The sequence below is a fragment of the Chelatococcus sp. HY11 genome (genome assembly GCF_018398335.1).
Classification (GTDB): Bacteria; Pseudomonadota; Alphaproteobacteria; order Rhizobiales; family Beijerinckiaceae; genus Chelatococcus.
In genome coordinates this window covers 371,124-389,558 of record NZ_JAHBRX010000001.1, presented here as the reverse complement: position 1 = coordinate 389,558, position 18,435 = coordinate 371,124, and the positions used below count along the sequence as shown (strand labels likewise).

Annotated in this window: 14 protein-coding genes; 8 read left to right on the top strand and 6 right to left on the bottom strand. The window is 63.5% G+C overall.

Features of this window, described 5'->3' with window-relative positions; translation table 11 throughout:
• Positions 1 to 82 precede the first annotated feature (82 nt).
• The 4 genes from KIO74_RS01955 to KIO74_RS01940 all read left to right on the top strand — a co-directional run bounded on the left by KIO74_RS01955 (position 83) and on the right by KIO74_RS01940 (position 3,628).
• Positions 83 to 1,054 carry a DMT family transporter gene (locus KIO74_RS01955; RefSeq protein WP_213330023.1) on the top strand — a complete coding sequence of 324 codons (972 nt, stop codon included), beginning with the start codon at positions 83 to 85 and terminating at the stop codon, positions 1,052 to 1,054.
• A 261-nt stretch (positions 1,055 to 1,315) separates the two neighbouring features.
• Positions 1,316 to 1,984 (top strand): thiamine phosphate synthase, encoded by a 669-nt coding sequence (gene thiE, locus KIO74_RS01950; protein WP_213330021.1) that lies wholly within the window; start codon positions 1,316 to 1,318, stop codon positions 1,982 to 1,984.
• Positions 1,985 to 2,122: 138 nt separating this feature from the next.
• Entirely contained in the window at positions 2,123 to 2,932 is an 810-nt protein-coding gene (thiD, locus tag KIO74_RS01945) for a bifunctional hydroxymethylpyrimidine kinase/phosphomethylpyrimidine kinase (RefSeq protein ID WP_213330019.1), read from the top strand.
• Between the two features lie 78 nt (positions 2,933 to 3,010).
• The gene (locus KIO74_RS01940; protein ID WP_213330017.1) at positions 3,011 to 3,628 is read left to right on the top strand and encodes a helix-turn-helix domain-containing protein; all 618 of its coding nucleotides are present in this window, start codon (positions 3,011 to 3,013) and stop codon (positions 3,626 to 3,628) included.
• A gap of 62 nt (positions 3,629 to 3,690) precedes the next feature.
• On the opposite strand, the gene KIO74_RS01935 is transcribed toward KIO74_RS01940, so the two are convergent.
• The 6 genes from KIO74_RS01935 to KIO74_RS01910 all read right to left on the bottom strand — a co-directional run bounded on the left by KIO74_RS01935 (position 3,691) and on the right by KIO74_RS01910 (position 12,618).
• Positions 3,691 to 4,614 (bottom strand): c-type cytochrome, encoded by a 924-nt coding sequence (locus KIO74_RS01935; protein ID WP_213330015.1) that lies wholly within the window; start codon positions 4,612 to 4,614, stop codon positions 3,691 to 3,693.
• A gap of 127 nt (positions 4,615 to 4,741) precedes the next feature.
• Positions 4,742 to 5,176: a c-type cytochrome gene (locus tag KIO74_RS01930; protein WP_213330014.1), complete on the bottom strand. Its 435-nt coding sequence runs from the start codon at positions 5,174 to 5,176 to the stop codon at positions 4,742 to 4,744.
• 105 nt (positions 5,177 to 5,281) lie between these two features.
• Positions 5,282 to 7,594: a xanthine dehydrogenase family protein molybdopterin-binding subunit gene (locus tag KIO74_RS01925; protein ID WP_213330012.1), complete on the bottom strand. Its 2,313-nt coding sequence runs from the start codon at positions 7,592 to 7,594 to the stop codon at positions 5,282 to 5,284.
• Between the two features lie 20 nt (positions 7,595 to 7,614).
• Positions 7,615 to 10,809 carry an efflux RND transporter permease subunit gene (locus KIO74_RS01920; protein WP_213330010.1) on the bottom strand — a complete coding sequence of 1,065 codons (3,195 nt, stop codon included), beginning with the start codon at positions 10,807 to 10,809 and terminating at the stop codon, positions 7,615 to 7,617.
• Positions 10,810 to 10,951: 142 nt separating this feature from the next.
• Positions 10,952 to 12,079, bottom strand: coding sequence for an efflux RND transporter periplasmic adaptor subunit (locus KIO74_RS01915; protein WP_249730826.1), 1,128 nt, complete (start codon positions 12,077 to 12,079; stop codon positions 10,952 to 10,954).
• Between the two features lie 209 nt (positions 12,080 to 12,288).
• Positions 12,289 to 12,618 carry a rhodanese-like domain-containing protein gene (locus tag KIO74_RS01910; protein ID WP_213330006.1) on the bottom strand — a complete coding sequence of 110 codons (330 nt, stop codon included), beginning with the start codon at positions 12,616 to 12,618 and terminating at the stop codon, positions 12,289 to 12,291.
• A 257-nt stretch (positions 12,619 to 12,875) separates the two neighbouring features.
• Here KIO74_RS01910 and KIO74_RS01905 point away from each other — a divergent pair, with 257 nt between their 5' ends.
• Genes KIO74_RS01905 through KIO74_RS01890 form a run of 4 tightly spaced genes read left to right on the top strand, consistent with a single transcriptional unit; the run spans position 12,876 to position 18,261 of the window.
• Positions 12,876 to 14,486, top strand: coding sequence for a peptide ABC transporter substrate-binding protein (locus tag KIO74_RS01905; protein ID WP_213330004.1), 1,611 nt, complete (start codon positions 12,876 to 12,878; stop codon positions 14,484 to 14,486).
• Between the two features lie 58 nt (positions 14,487 to 14,544).
• The gene (locus KIO74_RS01900; RefSeq protein WP_213330002.1) at positions 14,545 to 15,465 is read left to right on the top strand and encodes an ABC transporter permease; all 921 of its coding nucleotides are present in this window, start codon (positions 14,545 to 14,547) and stop codon (positions 15,463 to 15,465) included.
• Complete coding sequence (locus tag KIO74_RS01895; protein WP_213329999.1) at positions 15,458 to 16,591, top strand: ABC transporter permease; 1,134 nt, start codon at positions 15,458 to 15,460, stop codon at positions 16,589 to 16,591. Before KIO74_RS01900 ends, KIO74_RS01895 begins: the two co-directional genes overlap by 8 nt.
• On the top strand, positions 16,591 to 18,261 hold the full coding sequence (locus KIO74_RS01890; RefSeq protein ID WP_213329997.1) for an ABC transporter ATP-binding protein: 1,671 nt from the start codon (positions 16,591 to 16,593) through the stop codon (positions 18,259 to 18,261). The genes KIO74_RS01895 and KIO74_RS01890 overlap by 1 nt, the downstream gene beginning before the upstream one ends.
• The last annotated feature ends 174 nt before the right edge of the window (positions 18,262 to 18,435 follow it).

Here is an 18,435-nt window from a genome sequence, read left to right as displayed (position 1 = left end):
AACTTGAGGAAATACACACCGTCGCGCCGGACGCATAGCTGACCTGCTGCTTTCGATATTGGCTCGAAATGGGTTGCCCAGTATGAAGGCAGCAGCTGCACTAATCTGGTCCCCCGCCGTGAACCCCCTCCTAGGTATATCGCTCAAGGTCGTATCAGCTCTGTTTTTCACGCTGATGGCCGCGGGCATCAAAACTGTCGGTCAGGATTTCCCGACCGGCCAGATCGTCTTTTTCCGTTCGTTCTTCACGATCCTGCCGCTTCTGGTGTGGCTCGGCTTCCGCCGCGAGATCGTGGCATCGATGCGAACGAAGAACATTGGCGGTCACGTCAAGCGCGGGCTGATCGGCGGTTGCGGCATGTTTTTGGGCTTTGCGGCTCTCGCCAAGCTGCCGCTTTCTGATGCAATCGCCATCGGCTATATCGCACCCCTGCTGGTGGTCGTCCTGGCGGCGATCTTCCTCAGGGAGAAGGTGCAGGCTTATCGCTGGCTCGCGGTCTTCATCGGCTTCATCGGCGTTCTGGTGATGTTGACCCCGCATGTCGCTTCGAGCGCGCTGATGTCCGGAGCGGCTTCCCCGGCCATTACCATCGGCCTTATGTTCGCCCTCTTCGCCGCGCTCTGCAACGCCAGCACGACCATCGAGGTGCGCAAGCTCGTCAACACCGAGCGCACCGGCTCCATCGTGTTCTATTTTGTGGTTCTGATGAGCACGCTCGGACTAGCCACGATCGTGCTCGGCAACTGGGTCATGCCTTCGCCGCGTGAATTCGCCCTGTTCGTCGGCATCGGCGTCATGGGGGGCATTGGCCAGATCCTGCTCACCATGAGCTACAAGCATGCCGATACGTCGCTGATCGCGCCCTTCGAATACACCACGATGATCTGGGCCTGCCTTATCGGCTGGTTCCTCTTCGAGGAATTGCCCGTTCCCGCGGTCGTCTTTGGATCGGGCATCATCATCGCCTCTGGCGTGTTCCTGGTGTGGCGTCAGCATCATCACAGCTACGCCGAGCGCGCGGCGCGCAAGGCCGGCCCCACCCATACCGTTTGAGCTGACCTCCTCGCTCAACCGACTTGAGGCCGCGACGGGGCATCCATCGCGGCCTTTTTTCATGCCCGCCATCGATCCGTCCACGGTCCACCGCCGACCGGAATCGGGCGCGACGAGCCCCCGCACCACCCGCGACGGCTTGCCGAAGTGCCATCTTCTTGCCAAGGCGCCATCTTCTTGCCATGACCGCCCATTGCGATCCTCCCCGTCGGGGATTACCTCGCAGGAACGACGTGGGCACCGGCAGCAATGAGGGTAGTGATGCCACAAGTTGACCTTCGCGTTTACGCGATCCTCGATCCCAAGCGCACGAAGGATCGCTCCTTGCCGGAACTCGCCCGAGCGGCCGTGAATGGTGGCGCCACCCTGCTGCAGTACCGGGACAAGGACGGTGAAACCCGCCGTCTCGTGGAGACCGCCCGCGCCATCCGCGCCGCGGTTGCGGGTTCCGGCGTACCGCTTCTGATCAACGACCGTATCGATGTCGCGCTCGCGGCGGAGGCCGAGGGTGTTCATGTCGGCCAGACCGATATGGCGGTTGCGGATGCGCGACGCCTCCTCGGCCCCGAAGCGATCATCGGTCTGACGCTCAAGACCGAAGCGGATGCGCGCGGGATGGAGGGGCAGCCACTCGACTACGGCTGTATCGGCGGCGTATTCGAGACCTTCAGCAAGGCCAATCCTGAATTGCCGCTTGGCGCGCGCGGCTTCGCGAAAGTCGCGGCGGTCGCTCGCGCCGCGGCTCCGGACAAGCCGGTCGGCGCCATCGCCGGCATCGACGTGTCCAACGCCGCCGCGGTCATCGCCGCTGGCGCTGACGGCGTCGCGATGATATCCGCGCTGTTCATGCAAGAGGATATCGCAGCCGCCACGGCCCGGCTGCGCGCCATCGTCGATGAGGCGCTCGCCGCGCGTGGGCGTCCGGCCTGAGGGTTGGCCAAGAGGCCTGCATGGCGAAGGGGCCTGCATGGCGAAAGGGCTTGGCGCGGCGAAGAGGAGCCCTGGTGCTGAGCTCCAGCGCCGCAATTCCGGTACAACCGGCGAAGTGACCTAATGGGAGTTGATTTGATGACACCGATCGCGGTCACGATTGCCGGCTCCGATTCCGGCGGCGGCGCGGGTATCCAGGCCGACCTCAAGACCTTCTCGGCGCTCGGTGTCTATGGCGCCAGCGTCATTGCCGCACTTACGGCCCAGAATACCCATGGCGTGAGCGGCATCCACGACATCCCACCAGAGTTCGTGACCGCGCAGATGGATGCCGTTTTTTCGGATCTCGCCGTCGCCGCGGTGAAGATCGGCATGCTGTCGCAAGCCAGCGTCATCGAGGCCGTCGCGGACGGGCTGGTGCGACATGGCCAGCGGCAGGTGGTGCTGGATCCGGTCATGGTGGCGACCAGCGGCGACCGGCTGCTGGCGGCAGACGCCATTACGGCACTGCGCCGGAGCCTTATCCCGCGCGCTCGGATCATCACGCCGAACCTGCCCGAAGCGGCAGCCCTCGTGGACAGGCCGATCGCGCGCGACGAGGACGAGATTATCGAGCAAGGCCGGCTCATTCTCGCGCTCGGCACCGAAGCCGTCCTGATCAAGGGCGGCCATGGCGATGGCCCCGAAAGCACCGATCTCCTGCTCGACGGCAAGGAGGTGCATCGCTTCAGCGCGCCGCGCATCGCAAGCCGCAACACCCACGGCACCGGCTGCACCCTGTCGTCAGCCGTCGCGGCGGGAATAGCCAAGGGGCTCGATCTCAAGACCGCCGTCAGCGCGGCCAAAGCCTATGTCACGGCGGCACTCGCGGCCGCCGACCAGCTCACCATCGGCTCCGGTCACGGCCCTGTCCATCACTTTCACCGGTGGTGGACGAACAAGGCTTGATTGATCAGCACGACACGGTCACATTGCGTCCGTCATAGCAAACGCTTGTTCGCTATTCCGAAATCATGAGGCAGGTTGATGGCCGTCGAGGGCAAGGATCGCACGCGAGAAATGGAAGCTGGCGCGCAGCTCTTGTCCGGCCAACTCGGCAAGACGGTGCAGCGGCTCCGCAAGGCCTATAATCTGTCGCTGTCGGAACTTGCGGAGCAATCAGGCGTCGCGAAATCAATCATCAGCCAGATCGAACGCAATGAGACCAATCCGACGCTCGCGACGATCTGGCGCCTGAGCCAGGCGCTTGATGTCTCGATCGAGCGAGTCCTCGCGTCCGGCGACGACGAGCCCTTCATCGAGAAATCATCACGGGCCGATACCCCTATCCTCGTCTCCGACGACGGCCGCATGCGCCTCGCGATCATCGGCTGGATCAAGACCGTCGAATGGCTCCAATGGTACGACATCCAGGCGGAGCCGGGCGCGGTGCTCGACTCGGATGCCCATCAACGGGGATCGATCGAATGCCTGTCCGTTCTCGACGGTGAATTCACGGTCGAAGTCGCGGGCATCCTCCAGTCTGCCCGTGCCGGCGAGAGCCTGCGCTACCGTTGCGATCGCCCGCATACAGTGCGCTGCACGAGCGACGGCCCGGCCCGCGCGGTCATGGTCTGCATCCTCAAAGCGGCGGTGATGGACTAGGCCGACGAAGCGACGCCTTGGTCTGGGAACGCCACGTTCGCAAAAAGTCAGTGCGCAAAAAGTCAGTTCGCCCTTGGGGTCGCCGTCCGTGGCGGCAACGACAGGATGTACTCCGCCATCGCTTCGCGATCCTCAGGGCTGAGCTGTGAAGTTCCGGCAACGACGGCCGCCATACTGCCGCCGACCGAATCGAAGGTCGGGGTGAAGCCCGTGGTCAGAAGCTCGACCAGTTCCTCCTTCGACCATTTCCCGATGCCCGTCGCCTCATCCGATGTAATATTGGGGACATAGCCACGCCCCTCCGGATTGGGCCCGCCCGCGAAGCGGCGATCGGGGATGATGCCGCCGAGCGCGTCCCTCGGGCTGTGGCACTCGGCGCAATGCGCGACGCCTTCCACGAGATAGGCCCCTCTGTTCCAGGAGGCGCTTTGCGCCGGATCGGGCTTGAACACCTCTCCGTCGAGATAGAGGACTTTCCAGAGGCCGATGCCGCGCCTGATGGCGAACGGGAACTTGAGCTCGTGGCCGGGAGCCCGTCCTTCAACCGCCGGCAGGCTCTTGATGAAGGCGAAGAGATCGCGCAGATCGCGCGCCGTCATCCGCTGAAATGAGGCATAGGGAAACGCGGGATAGAGGTGCTGGCCATCGGGCCCCTCCCCCGCGTGCATCGCCCGGGCGAACTGCTCGACCGTCCAGTTGCCGATGCCATCCCGGGTATCGGGCGAGATATTGGGCACATGAAACGTGCCGAAGTCAGACGTCAACGCGAGCCCGCCGCCGAGCCGCAGCTTGTCATCCTGCCCGGGCGTCGCATGGCAGCCCATGCAATCGCCAGCCATGAATAGCGCGCGGCCATTGTCGAGGTTTGGCGCATCCGTCGGGATGGGGCCTATATCCTGGGATTGCCAGCGCGGACTCGTCAGGCCCCAGAAACCGGCCGCACCGATGATCGCAAGCAGGATCAGACCGCTCAGAAGCCGCTTCATGGGCAATCCCCAACAGGTGTGGCGCCCGGGAGATTACCCCCCGAGCCCGTCGACAGTCGAGATAGGCTGCCGCCCTCGCCCGCGCGACCTGATGGCGGCAATGCCCAGCCAGGACGGCGGCTCCGCGTCAGTTCTGCTTGACGCGGAAGCCTTCGTGACAGGCGCCACAGCTGCGCCCGATCGCGGAAAAGGCGACCTTGAAGGTCTCCAGGTCCTTTGTCTCGGCCAAACCTTTGCGGGCCTCGTCGCCGAATTTGGCGAGCGCGGCGTCGAAGCCGGCGCGGTCCTCCCAAATCTTCGGCGAGGCCGCGGTCTTGCCCGTCTTCGAGCTATCGGGGAACAGCTTGCCGAAATTATCGGCCGTATGGATATAGGTGTTGAAGACCTGCTGGGCCTTTGCGAGATCGAAAGGCTCCTGCCCTCGGACCATGCCGGCGCCGATACGCGAGGCTTGCCCGTTGTCCTTCATCTCCTGCTGCCGCTCGGCGATCGGATCCGTCTGTGCAATCCCGGCAGTCACTCCGAGCACCAGACCCATAGCAACCAAAACACTTCGAATCATGAGCTTTTCCCGTACGATACGGACCACCGCTCATGATTAACATTGAATTGGACGTATTCTAATGACGACCTTGTGAGAATACGTCACAGCCGCAAGGTGCGGCATTTAAGCCGCAGCGGCGTCGGCCTCCGCCAGGGCCGCGTAGATCCGATCCGGCGTCGCCGGCATGTCGATATGCATGATGCCTGTGGCCCGGTGCAACGCATCCACGACCGCGTTGATAACCGCCGGGCAGGCGCCGATGGCGCCGGCTTCGCCCGCTCCCTTCATGCCCAGTGCGTTGGTAGTCGACGGCACATTCCGTGTCGTAAAGGAGAATGATGGAATGAGATCCGCGCGTGGGACGCCGTAATCCATCAGTGACGCGGTGATGAGCTGGCCGTCCGCATCGAATAGCGTGCGCTCCAGGAGCGCCTGCCCGATCCCCTGCGCCGCGCCACCATGAACCTGCCCGGCGAGGAGAAGAGGGTTCATCGCCCGGCCGAAGTCGTCGACCACGGTGTAGCGCTGGATGGCGACGACACCGGTGTCGGGATCGATTTCCACCTCACAGATATGGCTGCCGTTGGGATAGGTCGGTTCAGGCGGCGTCCATGCCTCCGCCGATGTAACAGCGGCCGGCGTGGCGGAGGGAAGTGCCGCGACCTCGCTCAAGGTCATCGCGCGATCCGTGCCGGCGATATGGATCCGTCCATCCTCGATCTCGAGATCCGCGACGCCCGCCTCCAAGGCCTCAGCGGCCAGACGCTTGAGCTTGTCCGCGAGATCGCCGCCGGCTTGCGCGAGCGCCGCGCCGCCCACCGGGATTGAACGCGAGCCGCCCGTGCCGCTGCCTGTGGCGATGGCGTCGGTATCTCCCTGAAGCACCGACACCTGTTCCAGGGGGACGTCGAAATGCTCGGAAACGATCTGCGCATAGGCCGTGGCGTGGCCCTGGCCATTCGATTGCGTGCCGATCTTCACCGTGAAGGAACCGTCCTTGTTGAGGCTCACGGTCGACGATTCGGCGCCGCCACCTGAGCAGGCCTCGATGTAAGTGGCGAGCCCGATCCCGCGCAGGAGCCCCGCGCGCCGGGAGGCCTTCACCCTGTCCTTGAAGCCGGCCCAGTCGGCATTCTCCATCGCCTGACGCATATGCCCCTCGAACTCACCGGTGTCATAGAGACGTCCCGTCTGCGTCCGATGCGGCATGGCCGAAGGCTTGATGAAGTTGAGCGCTCTGATCTTGTCCGGCGTCGACCCGATGCTGCGCGCGATATGATCGACGAGGCGCTCTATCATATAGGCCGCTTCGGGCCTTCCAGCGCCGCGATAGGCATCGACCGGCGTGGTGTTGGTATAGACACCGCGCACGCGGCTGAAAAAGGCCGGAATATCGTAGCATCCCGGTGACATGCGGACGCCTTCCGTGGGGATATAGGGCGCATATTGGGAGAGATAGGCGCCGATATCGGCGCGCAGATCGACCTTGAGGGCAAGGAAACGACCCTTCTTGTCCAGCGCCATCTCGGCCCGCGTCGCATTCGCCCGCCCATGGGTATCAGCCAGGAAATGCTCCCCTCGGCCGGCGACCCAACGCACGGGACGCCCGAGCCGCTGCGCCGCCACGGCGCACAGGGGATATTCGCGATACATGAAGATCTTAGTGCCGAAGCCACCGCCCACATCAGGCGTTATCACGCGGATGCGCGCCGGATCGACCTTCAGCAGATTTTTCGCGAGATTGTCGCGAATATCATGGCTGCCCTGGCTGCCAAGTGTGATCGTCCAGCGGCCATCCGCCCTGTCGTATTCGGCAAGGCACGCGCGCGTCTCCAGATAGTTGGAAACGAGGCGGTTGTTGACGATGTCCAGGCTGACGACCCGATCCGCCTTGGCGAAGATCGCGTCGACCGCCGCTTCATCGCCGATCTTCGTCTCGAAAGCGACATTGCTGCCGAGCTCCGTCCTGACGAGAGCGGCGCCCTCCGCCAACGAGGCGTCGATATCGACAGCAGCGGGCAGCGGCTCCCAATCGACGGCGATCGCCTCGGCCGCTTCCTGCGCATGAAGCTCGGTCTCGGCCACGACGAAGGCGATCGCGTCGCCCACATGCAACGCCACGTTCCGTGCGAGCACTGGATAGGAGGTGCGGTTAAGCGGCGAGCCATCGTAGTTCGTGACGCTGGCGAGGCATTGCAACTCGCCAATATCGGCGATGTCCGCCGCGGTCAGGATGGCGAGCACACCAGGCATGGCGCGCGCAGTTTCGAGATCGTCGAAGCTGAACCGCGCATGGGCATGGGGGCTGCGCAGAACCACCGCGTGCGCCGTCTCCGCCGGCAGGATATCCGACGTATAGGTTCCCACGCCCGTAATGAAGCGGAGGTCTTCGAGGCGTCGGGCAGGTTGTCCAATACCGAACTTTCGTGCCGTCATAGCCTCTTCCTCCTATCGCTTCATGCGTGCGTCGATGCGGTTGGTTCCTCGGAGACCGTATTTCTCGCCGGCCGCAGCCACAAGCTGAGCGACCTTAGGACGACGTAGAAGACCGGGGTGAGGAACAAACCAAAGAATGTCACACCGGTCATGCCGAACACAACCGCCGTGCCGAGCGCCTGGCGCATTTCTGCACCCGGACCTTGCGCGATCGCCAGCGGAATCACGCCGAGGATGAAGGCGAAAGCCGTCATCAGGATCGGCCGCAAGCGCAGGCGGCAGGCCTCGACGACCGCGGCCACCGGTCCATTGCCGTGATTCTCCGACTGCCGCGCGAACTCGACGATCAGAATCGCGTTCTTGGCCGCCAGGCCGACCAGGACCACGAAACCGATCTGCGTCAGAATATTATTGTCCATGCCGCGCAGCATCACACCCACGAGCGCCGACAGCACCGCCAGTGGCACGATGAGCACAATGGCCAGCGGCAATGTCCAGCTTTCATACTGCGCAGCCAGCACCAGGAACACGAACAGCACGGCGAGCGCGAAGATGAAGATGGCCGTGTTACCCGCCTGCTGCTCCTGGAACGCGATGTCGGTCCACTCGTAGCTGATGCCGGGTGGCAGGAGCTCGCCCGCGATGCGCTCCATGGCGGCGATGCCGGCGCCCGAGGACACGGCCGGCGCCGTGTCACCCTGGATCGGCACGCTTGTGTACATATTGTAGCGCTGGATCAGGTTCGGGCCGGCCACATTGCTGACCTCGACCAGCGAGCCAAGCGGGACGAGACCACCCGAACCGTTACGGACCTGGAGGCGAGAAATCTGGTCTGTCTCGATACGGAAACGCGCGTCGGCCTGGGCGCGCACCTGGTAGATGCGGCCGAAGGCATTGAAGTCGTTCACGTAAACCGAGCCCAGATTGACCTGTAGCGCCTCAAAGATATTGGACACCGGCACATCGAGCATGCGCGCCTTGGTGCGGTCGATGTCGATATAGACCTGCGGGGTGTTGGCGCCGAAGGTCGTGAACACGCGCACGAGGTTCGGGTCCTGGTTGGCCCGCGCGATGATGTCGCCAGCAGCCGCCAGAACCTGGCGCACGCCGACGCCATTGCGATCCTCAAGCTGCATCTTGAAGCCGCCCGCATTGCCGAGGCCCTGCACAGGCGGCGGCGGCACCGCGATGGTGAAGGCCTCCTGAATGGCCTGCAACCGGCCGACGAGGATGCCCGCGATGCTGTTGGCCGTCTGGCCCTTCGCCAATCGCTCCTCGAAGGGATCGAGCGGCGTGAACACGACGGCGGAATTCGATGACACCGTGAAGGTCGACCCATCGATACCCGGAACACCGATCACGTTGGCCACGCCTGGCACATCGAGCGCGATCTGCGTTGCCTTCTGCACCACGGCATCCGTGCGGTCGAGCGATGCGCCCGGCGGCAGCTGGATGACCATGATCAGATAGCCCTGGTCCTGCGCCGGGATGAAGCCGGTCGGGACGATACGGCTTGCGTGCACCGTCGCGGCGATGAGGCCGCCGTAGACGCAGAGAGCGACAAGAAGCACGAGCTTGTGGCCGACGATGCCTTTCACGGTGCGGGCATAGCCGTTCGACGTGCGGTCAAAGCCGCGGTTGAACTTGTTGCCGAGCCAGCTGCCGACCCGCACGAGCGGGTTGCGCGATCTGTGGTGAGGATCATGCGCCTTCAGAAGAAGAGCGCAGAGCGCGGGTGACAGTGTCAGCGAATTGAACGCCGAGATGATCGTCGATGCCGCGATCGTCAGCGCGAACTGCTGGTAGAACCGGCCCGAAATGCCTGGAATGAAGGCGGTGGGGATGAACACGGCCGAGAGCACCAGCGCGATGGCAATAAGCGCACTGCCGACCTCGTCCATGGTGCGATGCGCCGCGTCTCGTGGTGACAATCCCAATGAAATGTTGCGTTCGACGTTCTCCACCACCACGATTGCGTCGTCGACCACGATGCCGATCGCGAGGACCAAGCCGAACAAGGTGAGCGTGTTCAGGGAGAAGCCGAAGGCGGCCATCATCGCGAAGGTGCCGATCAGCGACACCGGAATGGCGATGATGGGAATGATCGCCGTTCGCCAGGATTGCAGGAAGACGAGCACCACGATGACGACGAGAACGACCGCCTCGAACAGCGTCTTGTAGACCTCGTTGACGCTCGCCTGGATGTAATTCGTCGGATTGTAGACGATGGCGTAGTCCATCCCCTTGGGGAAGTCCTTCTTCAACTCCTCCATCCTGGCGATGACGTCGTTCGACGCCTGCAGGGCGTTCGTCCCCGGCCGCTGGAACACGCCGATGGCGACCGTTTCCTTGCCGTTGAGATAGGAGCTGGTGGTGTAGTCGCGGGCCGCCAGTTCGGTGCGCGCGACGTCGGAAAGCCGGACCAGACGCCCGGCCTCACCCGCCTTCACGATGATATTGTTGAACTGGGAGACGTTGCTGAAGCGTCCCTGCGTCTGCACGGTCAGCTGGAACGCAGCTTTGGCATCCGCCGTCAGCGGGGGAGCGCCCAGCGCGCCGCCCGACACCTGGACGTTCTGCTCCTGGAGGGCCGCGACAACATCGCCCGCGGTGAGCCCGTAGGAAGCGAGACGGTTCGGATCAAGCCACACGCGCAACGAATATTCGCGCGCACCGAAGACCTGAATATCGCCGACGCCATCGAGACGCAGGAGCGAATCGCGAACGCGCATCAAGGCGTAGTTCGAGAGGTAGAGCTGATCGAACGTATTATCCGGAGACTGGATATTGACGATCATAAGAAAGTCGGACGAGGCCTTGCGGGTGACCACGCCGAGCTGGCGAACCTCCTGGGGCAGGCGGGGCTCGGCAACGGCCACGCGATTCTGCACGAGGACGTTCGCCTGGTCGAGGTCGGTGCCGATCTTGAAGGTGATCGTCAGGGTCATCGAACCGTCGGACGCGGAATAGGAGGACATGTAAAGCATGTCCTCGACACCGTTGATCTCCTGCTCGATCGGCGTCGCGACCGTTGCCGCGACTGTCTCGGCATTCGCGCCCGGATAGGTTGCGCGCACCGTGATCGTCGGCGGCGCGATTTCCGGATACTGCGCGACCGGCAAGGCGATGTAGGAGATATAGCCGACGATGACCAAGATAATGGACAGGACCGACGCAAAGATCGGACGATCGACGAAGAAATGCGTGAACTTCATCGGAAAAACTTTCCTAGCGTACGGACGGCCCAACGGCCGGGCAAAAGGCCCGCCGTGCCGTCATGCCAGCCCCGTCGGGAAAGGCACGATTTGACTGTCAATCCTGGCGCCCGCCCCGCCGGGAAGCAGGGCGACGACCTTGCTATTGTCGCTGCGGCGGCAAAGTACTCATCTGCGGGGTGACCTTGCCGCCCGGCCGCACGCGCTGCAGGCCGACGACGACGATCGTCTCATCACCCTTCAATCCGTCGCGAATGACGCGATAGCCGTCCGACTTCGGCCCCAGCCGCACGATGCGCGGCGAGACCGTGCCGTCGTCAGCCACAACCCAGACGAGGCGGCGGTCCTGGTCGGTGGCCACTGCCTCATCCGGGATCAGCACGGCCTCATATTCCGGCGACCCCGGAAACAGGACGCGACCGAACAGGCCGGGGGAAATCTTGAGGTCCGGATTCTTGACAATGGCGCGCGCGCGCATCGTGCCAGTCGACTGGTCCATCCGGTTGTCCACGAAGTCGAGCGTACCCGTATGGCTAGGCTCGCGGTCGTCGGTCAGCGCGATCTTCACCTCGACAGGCCGTGTCTTGGTCATGCTGTCGTCAACGAGGTTGAACACCTTGTTGTAGGCGAGGAATGACCGCTCATCGAGATCGAAGTAGAAATAGATGGGATCGCGGGAAACGATCGTGGTGAGCAGCGTGGTGTTGGCGGTCACCAGGTTGCCGACACTGACCAGCTTCCGACCGATGCGGCCGGAAATGGGAGCGCGGATCTCTGTGAACTCATAATCAAGCCGTGCCTGGCGCACAGCTGCCTCGGCCCCATCAATATCGGCCTTCGCAGTCAGGAAGTTCTGCTGGCGCTGATCAAGGAGCTGATCGGAAATATTCCCGGAGCGCGAGAGCGACTGAGCGCGGTCCAGATCCGCCTGGGCGAACTTCAATCTGGCTTGGGCCGAGACCAGCGTTGCTTCCGCCTGATCCAGCGTCGCCTTGAAGGGTCGGCGGTCGATGACGAAAAGAAGATCGCCCTTGTTGACATAGGCGCCGTCCTCGAAATCGACGGATTCGAGATAGCCGCCCACGCGAGAACGGACCTCGACGGCATCGATCGGCTCGAAACGCCCCGTGAACTCGTCATAGTCGATGATCTTCTTGACGAGCGGCTTGGCGACCGTGACCGGCGGCGGAGCCCCACCGGGCTGTTGCGCCGACACCGATACTGCGCCGGCCAGGAAGAGTGCCGCCGCGAAGAAAGAACGAGCAAACATTCTGGTTTGCATGACTTCTGCCCTGTCTTGACGGTCGGTGACTCAGAGCCAAGCAAACGACACGCCCGAAAAATTTGCGTCATATACGTGCCGCACTTCAGCCAAATTACAAGTGCGTGAGCGCACATGAATACCGATTGGCGCTGCAGTGCACAATGCTGGACATATTACTATTATGTGCATCGGTGCGCCGGCCCGAGCGGCCACGGTCAATCGCCGGGGCCGAAAGCGACGGCCCCGCCTCGCGCCAGCCAATCCGCAAAACTGCCGCGATAGTGTTCCCGAAACGGATAGCCCGCCTGCTGCATCAGCGCGACAGCCTGCGCTGACCGGACACCCGCCTTGCAGGAAAAGACGACCCGCTGGCTGCCCGCCTCCGGCAGCGCCGCCGGGATGAAAGTCGACAGGGGAAATGAAATGGAGCCGGGAATATGGCCCGCCTCATATTCATAAGCTTCCCGCACGTCGATCAGCAGGATCGAGCCATCGTCGAGGCCACGCCTCACGTCCTCGTAGTCCAGATCGATCAATGGATTCATTCCATCCCCCATCGCGGGGCGCACGCAGACGCACCACGCCGCGTTCTCGAACTACGGTCGGATAGGCGAGCAAGTCTCGCCGCGCCTTCGCCGAAGCCATATCGCGAACCTATAAGTCTCGCCAAATCAAAATCACCGGCGTTAACTATAAATGTGACTAACACATGGGCATCATCACGATAATGTCTGCTGAAAGCCGTTGCCAAAGGCGCTGAGCTGGCGCAGATTCCCGCCATTCGGAGACGGTGGGCGGCATCATGGACAAGAGTTGGCAAACATTAGCGAGATACCTGCGCATCGGCCTGATCGCAGCTTTGGCGACGGGCTCGTTCGCTGTGGGCGCGTCGGCTGAGGTTGTCTATAGGCGTGGCAATGCGGGCGACCCGAAGACGCTGGACCAGCATCAGACGTCGATCGACGTCGAAGCCAACATCCTGCGCGATCTTTATGATGGCCTTCTCGCCTATGATTCCAAGGGCAAGGTGACGCCTGCGGCAGCCGCGAGCTGGACAATCTCGCCCGATGGCAAGGTTTACACCTTCAAGCTGCGTGAGAACGGCAAGTGGTCGAACGGCGATCCGGTCAAGGCATCGGACTTCGTATTTTCGTTCCGCCGCATGCTCGATCCGCAGACGGCTGCCCGCTACGCCGCCCTGCACTATCCGATCCAGAACGCGCGCGCGGTCAATCGCGGCGAAAAGCCGCCGGCAGAGCTCGGCGTCAAGGCGATCGACGATGCGACGCTCGAGATCACGCTGGAGCAGCCGACACCCTACTTCCTTGAACTCCTGACGCATCAGACCGCGCTGCCGCTGCATCAGGCCAGCGTCGAGAAATTCGGGAAGGACTTCGTCAGGCCCGGCAACCTCGTCTCGAACGGCGCCTTCCAGCTGACCGAGTTCGTGCCCAGCGACCACATCAAGGTCGTCAAGAACCCGAACTATTTTGACGCGAAGGATGTGAAGGTCGACACTGTCATCTTCTATCCGACCGAGGACAATGCCGCCGCGGTACGCCGTTTCATGGCGGGCGAACTCGACACCAACTACCAGTTCCCGATCGACCAGCTGACCTTCCTCAAGGAGAAGCTCGGCGCTCAGGTGCGGACCGCACCGTATCTCTCGATCGAATACTACGCCACCAACTTCCAGAAGCCGCCGTTCAACGACCCGCGCGTGCGCCACGCCCTGTCGCTCGCCATCGACCGCGACTTCCTCGCGGAAAAGACCTGGGGCGGCGCGGCCGTGCCGGCCTATCGCCTCACCCCGCCCGGCCTGCAGAACTACACGCCGCCGGAGATCGCGAGCGCGGGCGAGACCCAGCTCGATCGCGAGGACAAGGCCAAGGAGCTCCTCAAGGAGGCGGGCTATGGCCCAGGACTGAAGCCCCTGAAGGTGGAGATCCGCTACAACACCAACGACAGCAACAAGAATACGGCGACCGCCGTCGCCGATATGTGGAAGTCGGTGCTTGGCGCCGAGGTCACCCTCCTGAACAGCGACATCAAGAGCCATTACGCTTATTTGCAGAATAAGGGTGATTTCGACATCGCCCGCGCCGGGTGGGTGGGCGACTACGCTGATCCGCAGAACTTCCTGTTCCTCGGCCTGTCCGACAACGCGGTCAGCAACTATTCGCGCTACAAGAACGCGGATTATGACGCGCTCCTGAAAAAGACCGACGAGACCGGCGATCAAGCTCAGCGGATGAAGATGCTTTCGGACGCGGAAGCCATGATCATGAAGGACGAGCCGATCATTCCGCTGATCTATCGCTCCTCGCTTCACCTCGTCTCGCCAAAGGTGAGCGGTTACGAGGATAACGTGCAGAACGTGCATCGCAGCCGCTACATCAGCATAGTACCTTGACCTGGACTTTATCCCCCGCCACACGGCGGGGGATATCCTGTTCACGGAGCTGGTGGCCATGCTCTTCTACACCTTACGACGGCTGGCCAGCGCCATCCCCACGCTGTTCATCATCGTCACGGTGGCCTTTTTCCTGGTGCGCTTCGCGCCGGGCGGCCCGTTCGATATGGAACAGCCTGTCGCTCCCCAGGTTCTGGAAAACCTGAAGCGCGCCTACCGCCTCGATCAGCCCCTGTTCTTCCAGTATCTGGACTATCTCGGAAAGCTCGTCCGGGGCGATCTCGGCCCCAGCTACTCCGCGCTCGACTTCACTGTCGGTGAAATGCTCATGCGCGGCCTCCCCTATTCCATCTCGCTCGGCTTCGGCGCCCTGATCCTCGCCGTCATCGGCGGCGTGAGCGCCGGCGTTCTCGCCGCCCTGCACCAGAACAGCGCCAGCGACTACTCCGTCATGACGGTCGCGACGGTCGGCGTCACCGTCCCCAATTTCGTCGTCGGGCCGTTGCTGCAGCTCGTTTTCGGTCTGGCGCTCGGCCTTCTGCCGCTCGGCGGCTGGGGCGGCGGCGACCTCAGCCACCGCATTCTCCCGACAATCGCCCTGGCCCTTCCCCAGATGGCCGTCATCGCCCGCCTGACGCGCGGCGCGATGATCGAGGCTCTGCGCGCCGACCATATCCGCACGCTCCGCGCCAACGGGCTCTCCAACCGCACCATCGTCACGCACGCGCTGCGCGGAGCGCTCTTGCCCGTCATCTCCTATCTCGGCCCGGCAGCCGCCGCTCTCGTCACCGGCTCGGTTGTCATCGAGAAGATCTTCGCCATTCCAGGCGTCGGTGCCTATTTCGTGGATGGCGCGCTGAACCGCGACTACACGCTCGTCATGGGGACGGTGGTGATGCTCGCGGGCTTCGTTGTGGCCTTTAATCTCATCGTCGACCTGCTTTACGCCGCCCTTGATCCACGGGTACGCTATGAGTGACGCCGCGCTCACGCCAGCTGGCGCACCTGCTGTCAAACCTGGCCGCAGCCTCGCGGCGCTGGCGCTGCTGCGCCTTCGGCGTAACCGCGCCGCGGTTGTCAGCTTCATCGTGCTCGTCGCAATCACGCTGTTCTGCATCGTCGGCCCCTGGCTCTCGCCCCATGCCTACGATCAGGTCTATCGCTCCTATGTGGGCGTGCCGCCGAGCCTCAGCGCCCATCCGGCTGAGGACACGCTGGAAGAAGCGATGAGAGGCGCGCTGGACAGGGCGCGCATCGGCATGCGCGATTTCTCGATCACCGGGTCCACCTTCAGGGTCACCCTGACCGCGCCCAATCCGATTGATCCCCGCAACACGCGCTATATCGACCGTGTCGACCAGTTCCGGGATGCCAGGGTCGTGGCAACGGAGGACGGCGGCAGGAGCCTCGTCGTCGAAGGCACGGTGCAGCGCCAGCTCTTCCTGATGGGCACGGATCTCGCCGGGCGGGACCTGATGACCCGCATCATGGTCGGCGGGCGCGTCTCGCTCCTTGTCGGCCTGCTCGCCACTTTCGTCAGCCTGGTGATCGGCGTCAGCTACGGCGCCGCAGCCGGCTTCTTCGGCGGACGCATCGACATGGTGATGATGCGCATCGTCGACGTGCTCTATTCCCTGCCCTTCGTCTTCTTCGTCATTCTGCTCGTCGTCTATTTCGGCCGGGATTTCGTGCTGATCTTCGTCGCCATCGGCGCGGTCGAATGGCTCGACATGGCGCGCATCACCCGTGGGCAGACGCTCGCGCTGAAACGCCGCGAATTCGTGGAGGCCGCCCATGCGCTCGGTGTCTCCGAACCGGCGATCCTGCGCCGTCATATCATCCCCAACCTGCTCGGGCCGGTGGTTGTCTTCATGACCCTGATGGTCCCGAAGATCATTCTCCTGGAGAGCTTCCTGTCCTTCCTCGGCCTCGGCGTGCAGGCGCCCCTGACCAGCTGGGGCGTGCTCATCGCCGAGGGCGCCAACAATATCCAGAACGCGCCCTATCTCATCATCTTCCCCGCGATCTTCTTCGTGTCCACGCTCTTCGCGCTGAATTTCATCGGGGATGGCTTGCGCGACGCCCTCGACCCGCGAGATCGCTGATGGTTGCCGAGACCATATTCCCAGCGCAGAGCGGCGACACACTGAACGGAGCCGTCAAGGAGCCCATCCTTGCGATCCGCGGCTTGAGGGTCGCCTTCGCCACCCATGACGGTGTCGTGGAGGCGGTGAAGGGCATCGATATCGACATAGGCGCGGGCGAGACCGTCGCGATCGTCGGCGAGTCCGGCTCGGGCAAGAGCCAGACGATGATGGCGACCATGGGCTTGCTGGCATCCAACGGCAACGCCCAGGGCTCGATCCGCTATCGCGGCGAGGAATTGCTCGGGCTGACGCCGAAGGCGCTCAACCGCTATCGCGGCAAGACGATCGCGATGATCTTCCAGGAGCCGATGACCTCGCTCGATCCCCTGTTCAAGATCGAGCGGCAGCTCATCGAGCCCCTGATGGCCCACTCCGGCCTGAGCCGGAGCGCCGCCCGCGCGCGCGCCGTCGAGTTATTGACCAAAGTCCAGATTCCGAACCCGGCCGAGCGGATCGATTCCTACCCGCATGAGCTCTCGGGCGGCCAGCGGCAGCGCGTCATGATCGCCATGGCGCTCGCCAACAAGCCGGACGTGCTCATCGCCGACGAGCCGACAACAGCGCTCGACGTCACCGTCCAGGCCCATATCCTGGACCTCCTGCGCGATCTCCAGCACGAATTCGGCATGGCGATCGTCTTCATCACCCACGATCTGGGCATTGTCCGGCGCTTCGCGGACCGCACCTATGTCATGCGCCATGGCGCCGTGGTCGAACAGGGCCTTACAGGCGAACTGTTTGCAAAACCGCGCGACGCCTATACCAAGATGCTCATCGAGGCCGAGCCCACAGGCCGCAAGACACCGGTGCCGCCGGAGAGTCCGGTTGTCCTGTCTGCGCAAAACATGCGCGTCACCTTCCGCCAGCGCCGCGGTCTGTTCGGTACCGACGTGCGTACCGTCGAGGCGGTGAAGGGCATTGATCTGTCCGTTCGCCGGGGTGAGACGATCGGTATCGTCGGCGAGTCCGGATCGGGCAAGTCGACGCTCGGACGGGCTATCCTCGGGCTCGTGCCCGCCGAGGGGAGCGTGCGCTACGACGGCGCCCTCATCCACCCCACCGATCGGCGCGCCATGCGGCCCCTGCGGCGCCATCTCCAGCTCGTCTTCCAGGACCCCTACGGCTCGCTGTCACCGCGGCTGACCGCCGGTGAAGTCGTGACGGAAGGCCTCATGGTGCACGAGCCCGGGCTCAGCCGCGCGGAACGCGATCGCCGCGCCGCGGAGGCCTTCGAGGAAGTCTGGCTTGATCCCGCCACGCGTCACCGGTTCCCGCACGAGTTTTCCGGCGGCCAGCGGCAGCGCATCGCGATCGCCCGCACCATGATCCTCAAGCCGACTGTCGTGGTGCTGGACGAGCCGACGTCAGCGCTCGACAGGTCCGTGCAGAAATCGATCGTCGAGCTGCTGCGGCATCTCCAGACGAAATACGGCCTCGCCTATCTGTTCATCAGCCACGATCTCGCCGTCGTGCGCGCCTTGTCGGACGAAATTCTCGTGATGAAACAGGGCGCGGTGGTCGAACGCGGATCCGTCGACGCGATTTTCAAAGCCGCGCGGGAAAGCTACACTCGGGAATTGATCGCGGCCGCTTTCCTGGACAATCCCGACGGACGCACCTTCACGTAAAGCGTGGCGGCTTGCACGTATGGCAACGGGTTGCTGATCGCCTCTTGAACCACCGCGTCATTCCGGGGCGGGCCGACAGGTCCGAGCCCGGAATCCATGAACACGGCGGCCAACAGAGTGCCCGTCCGTCGTTCCTCTTGCCAGCCACCAGTGCTCAGGGCTTCGGGCTCCCCG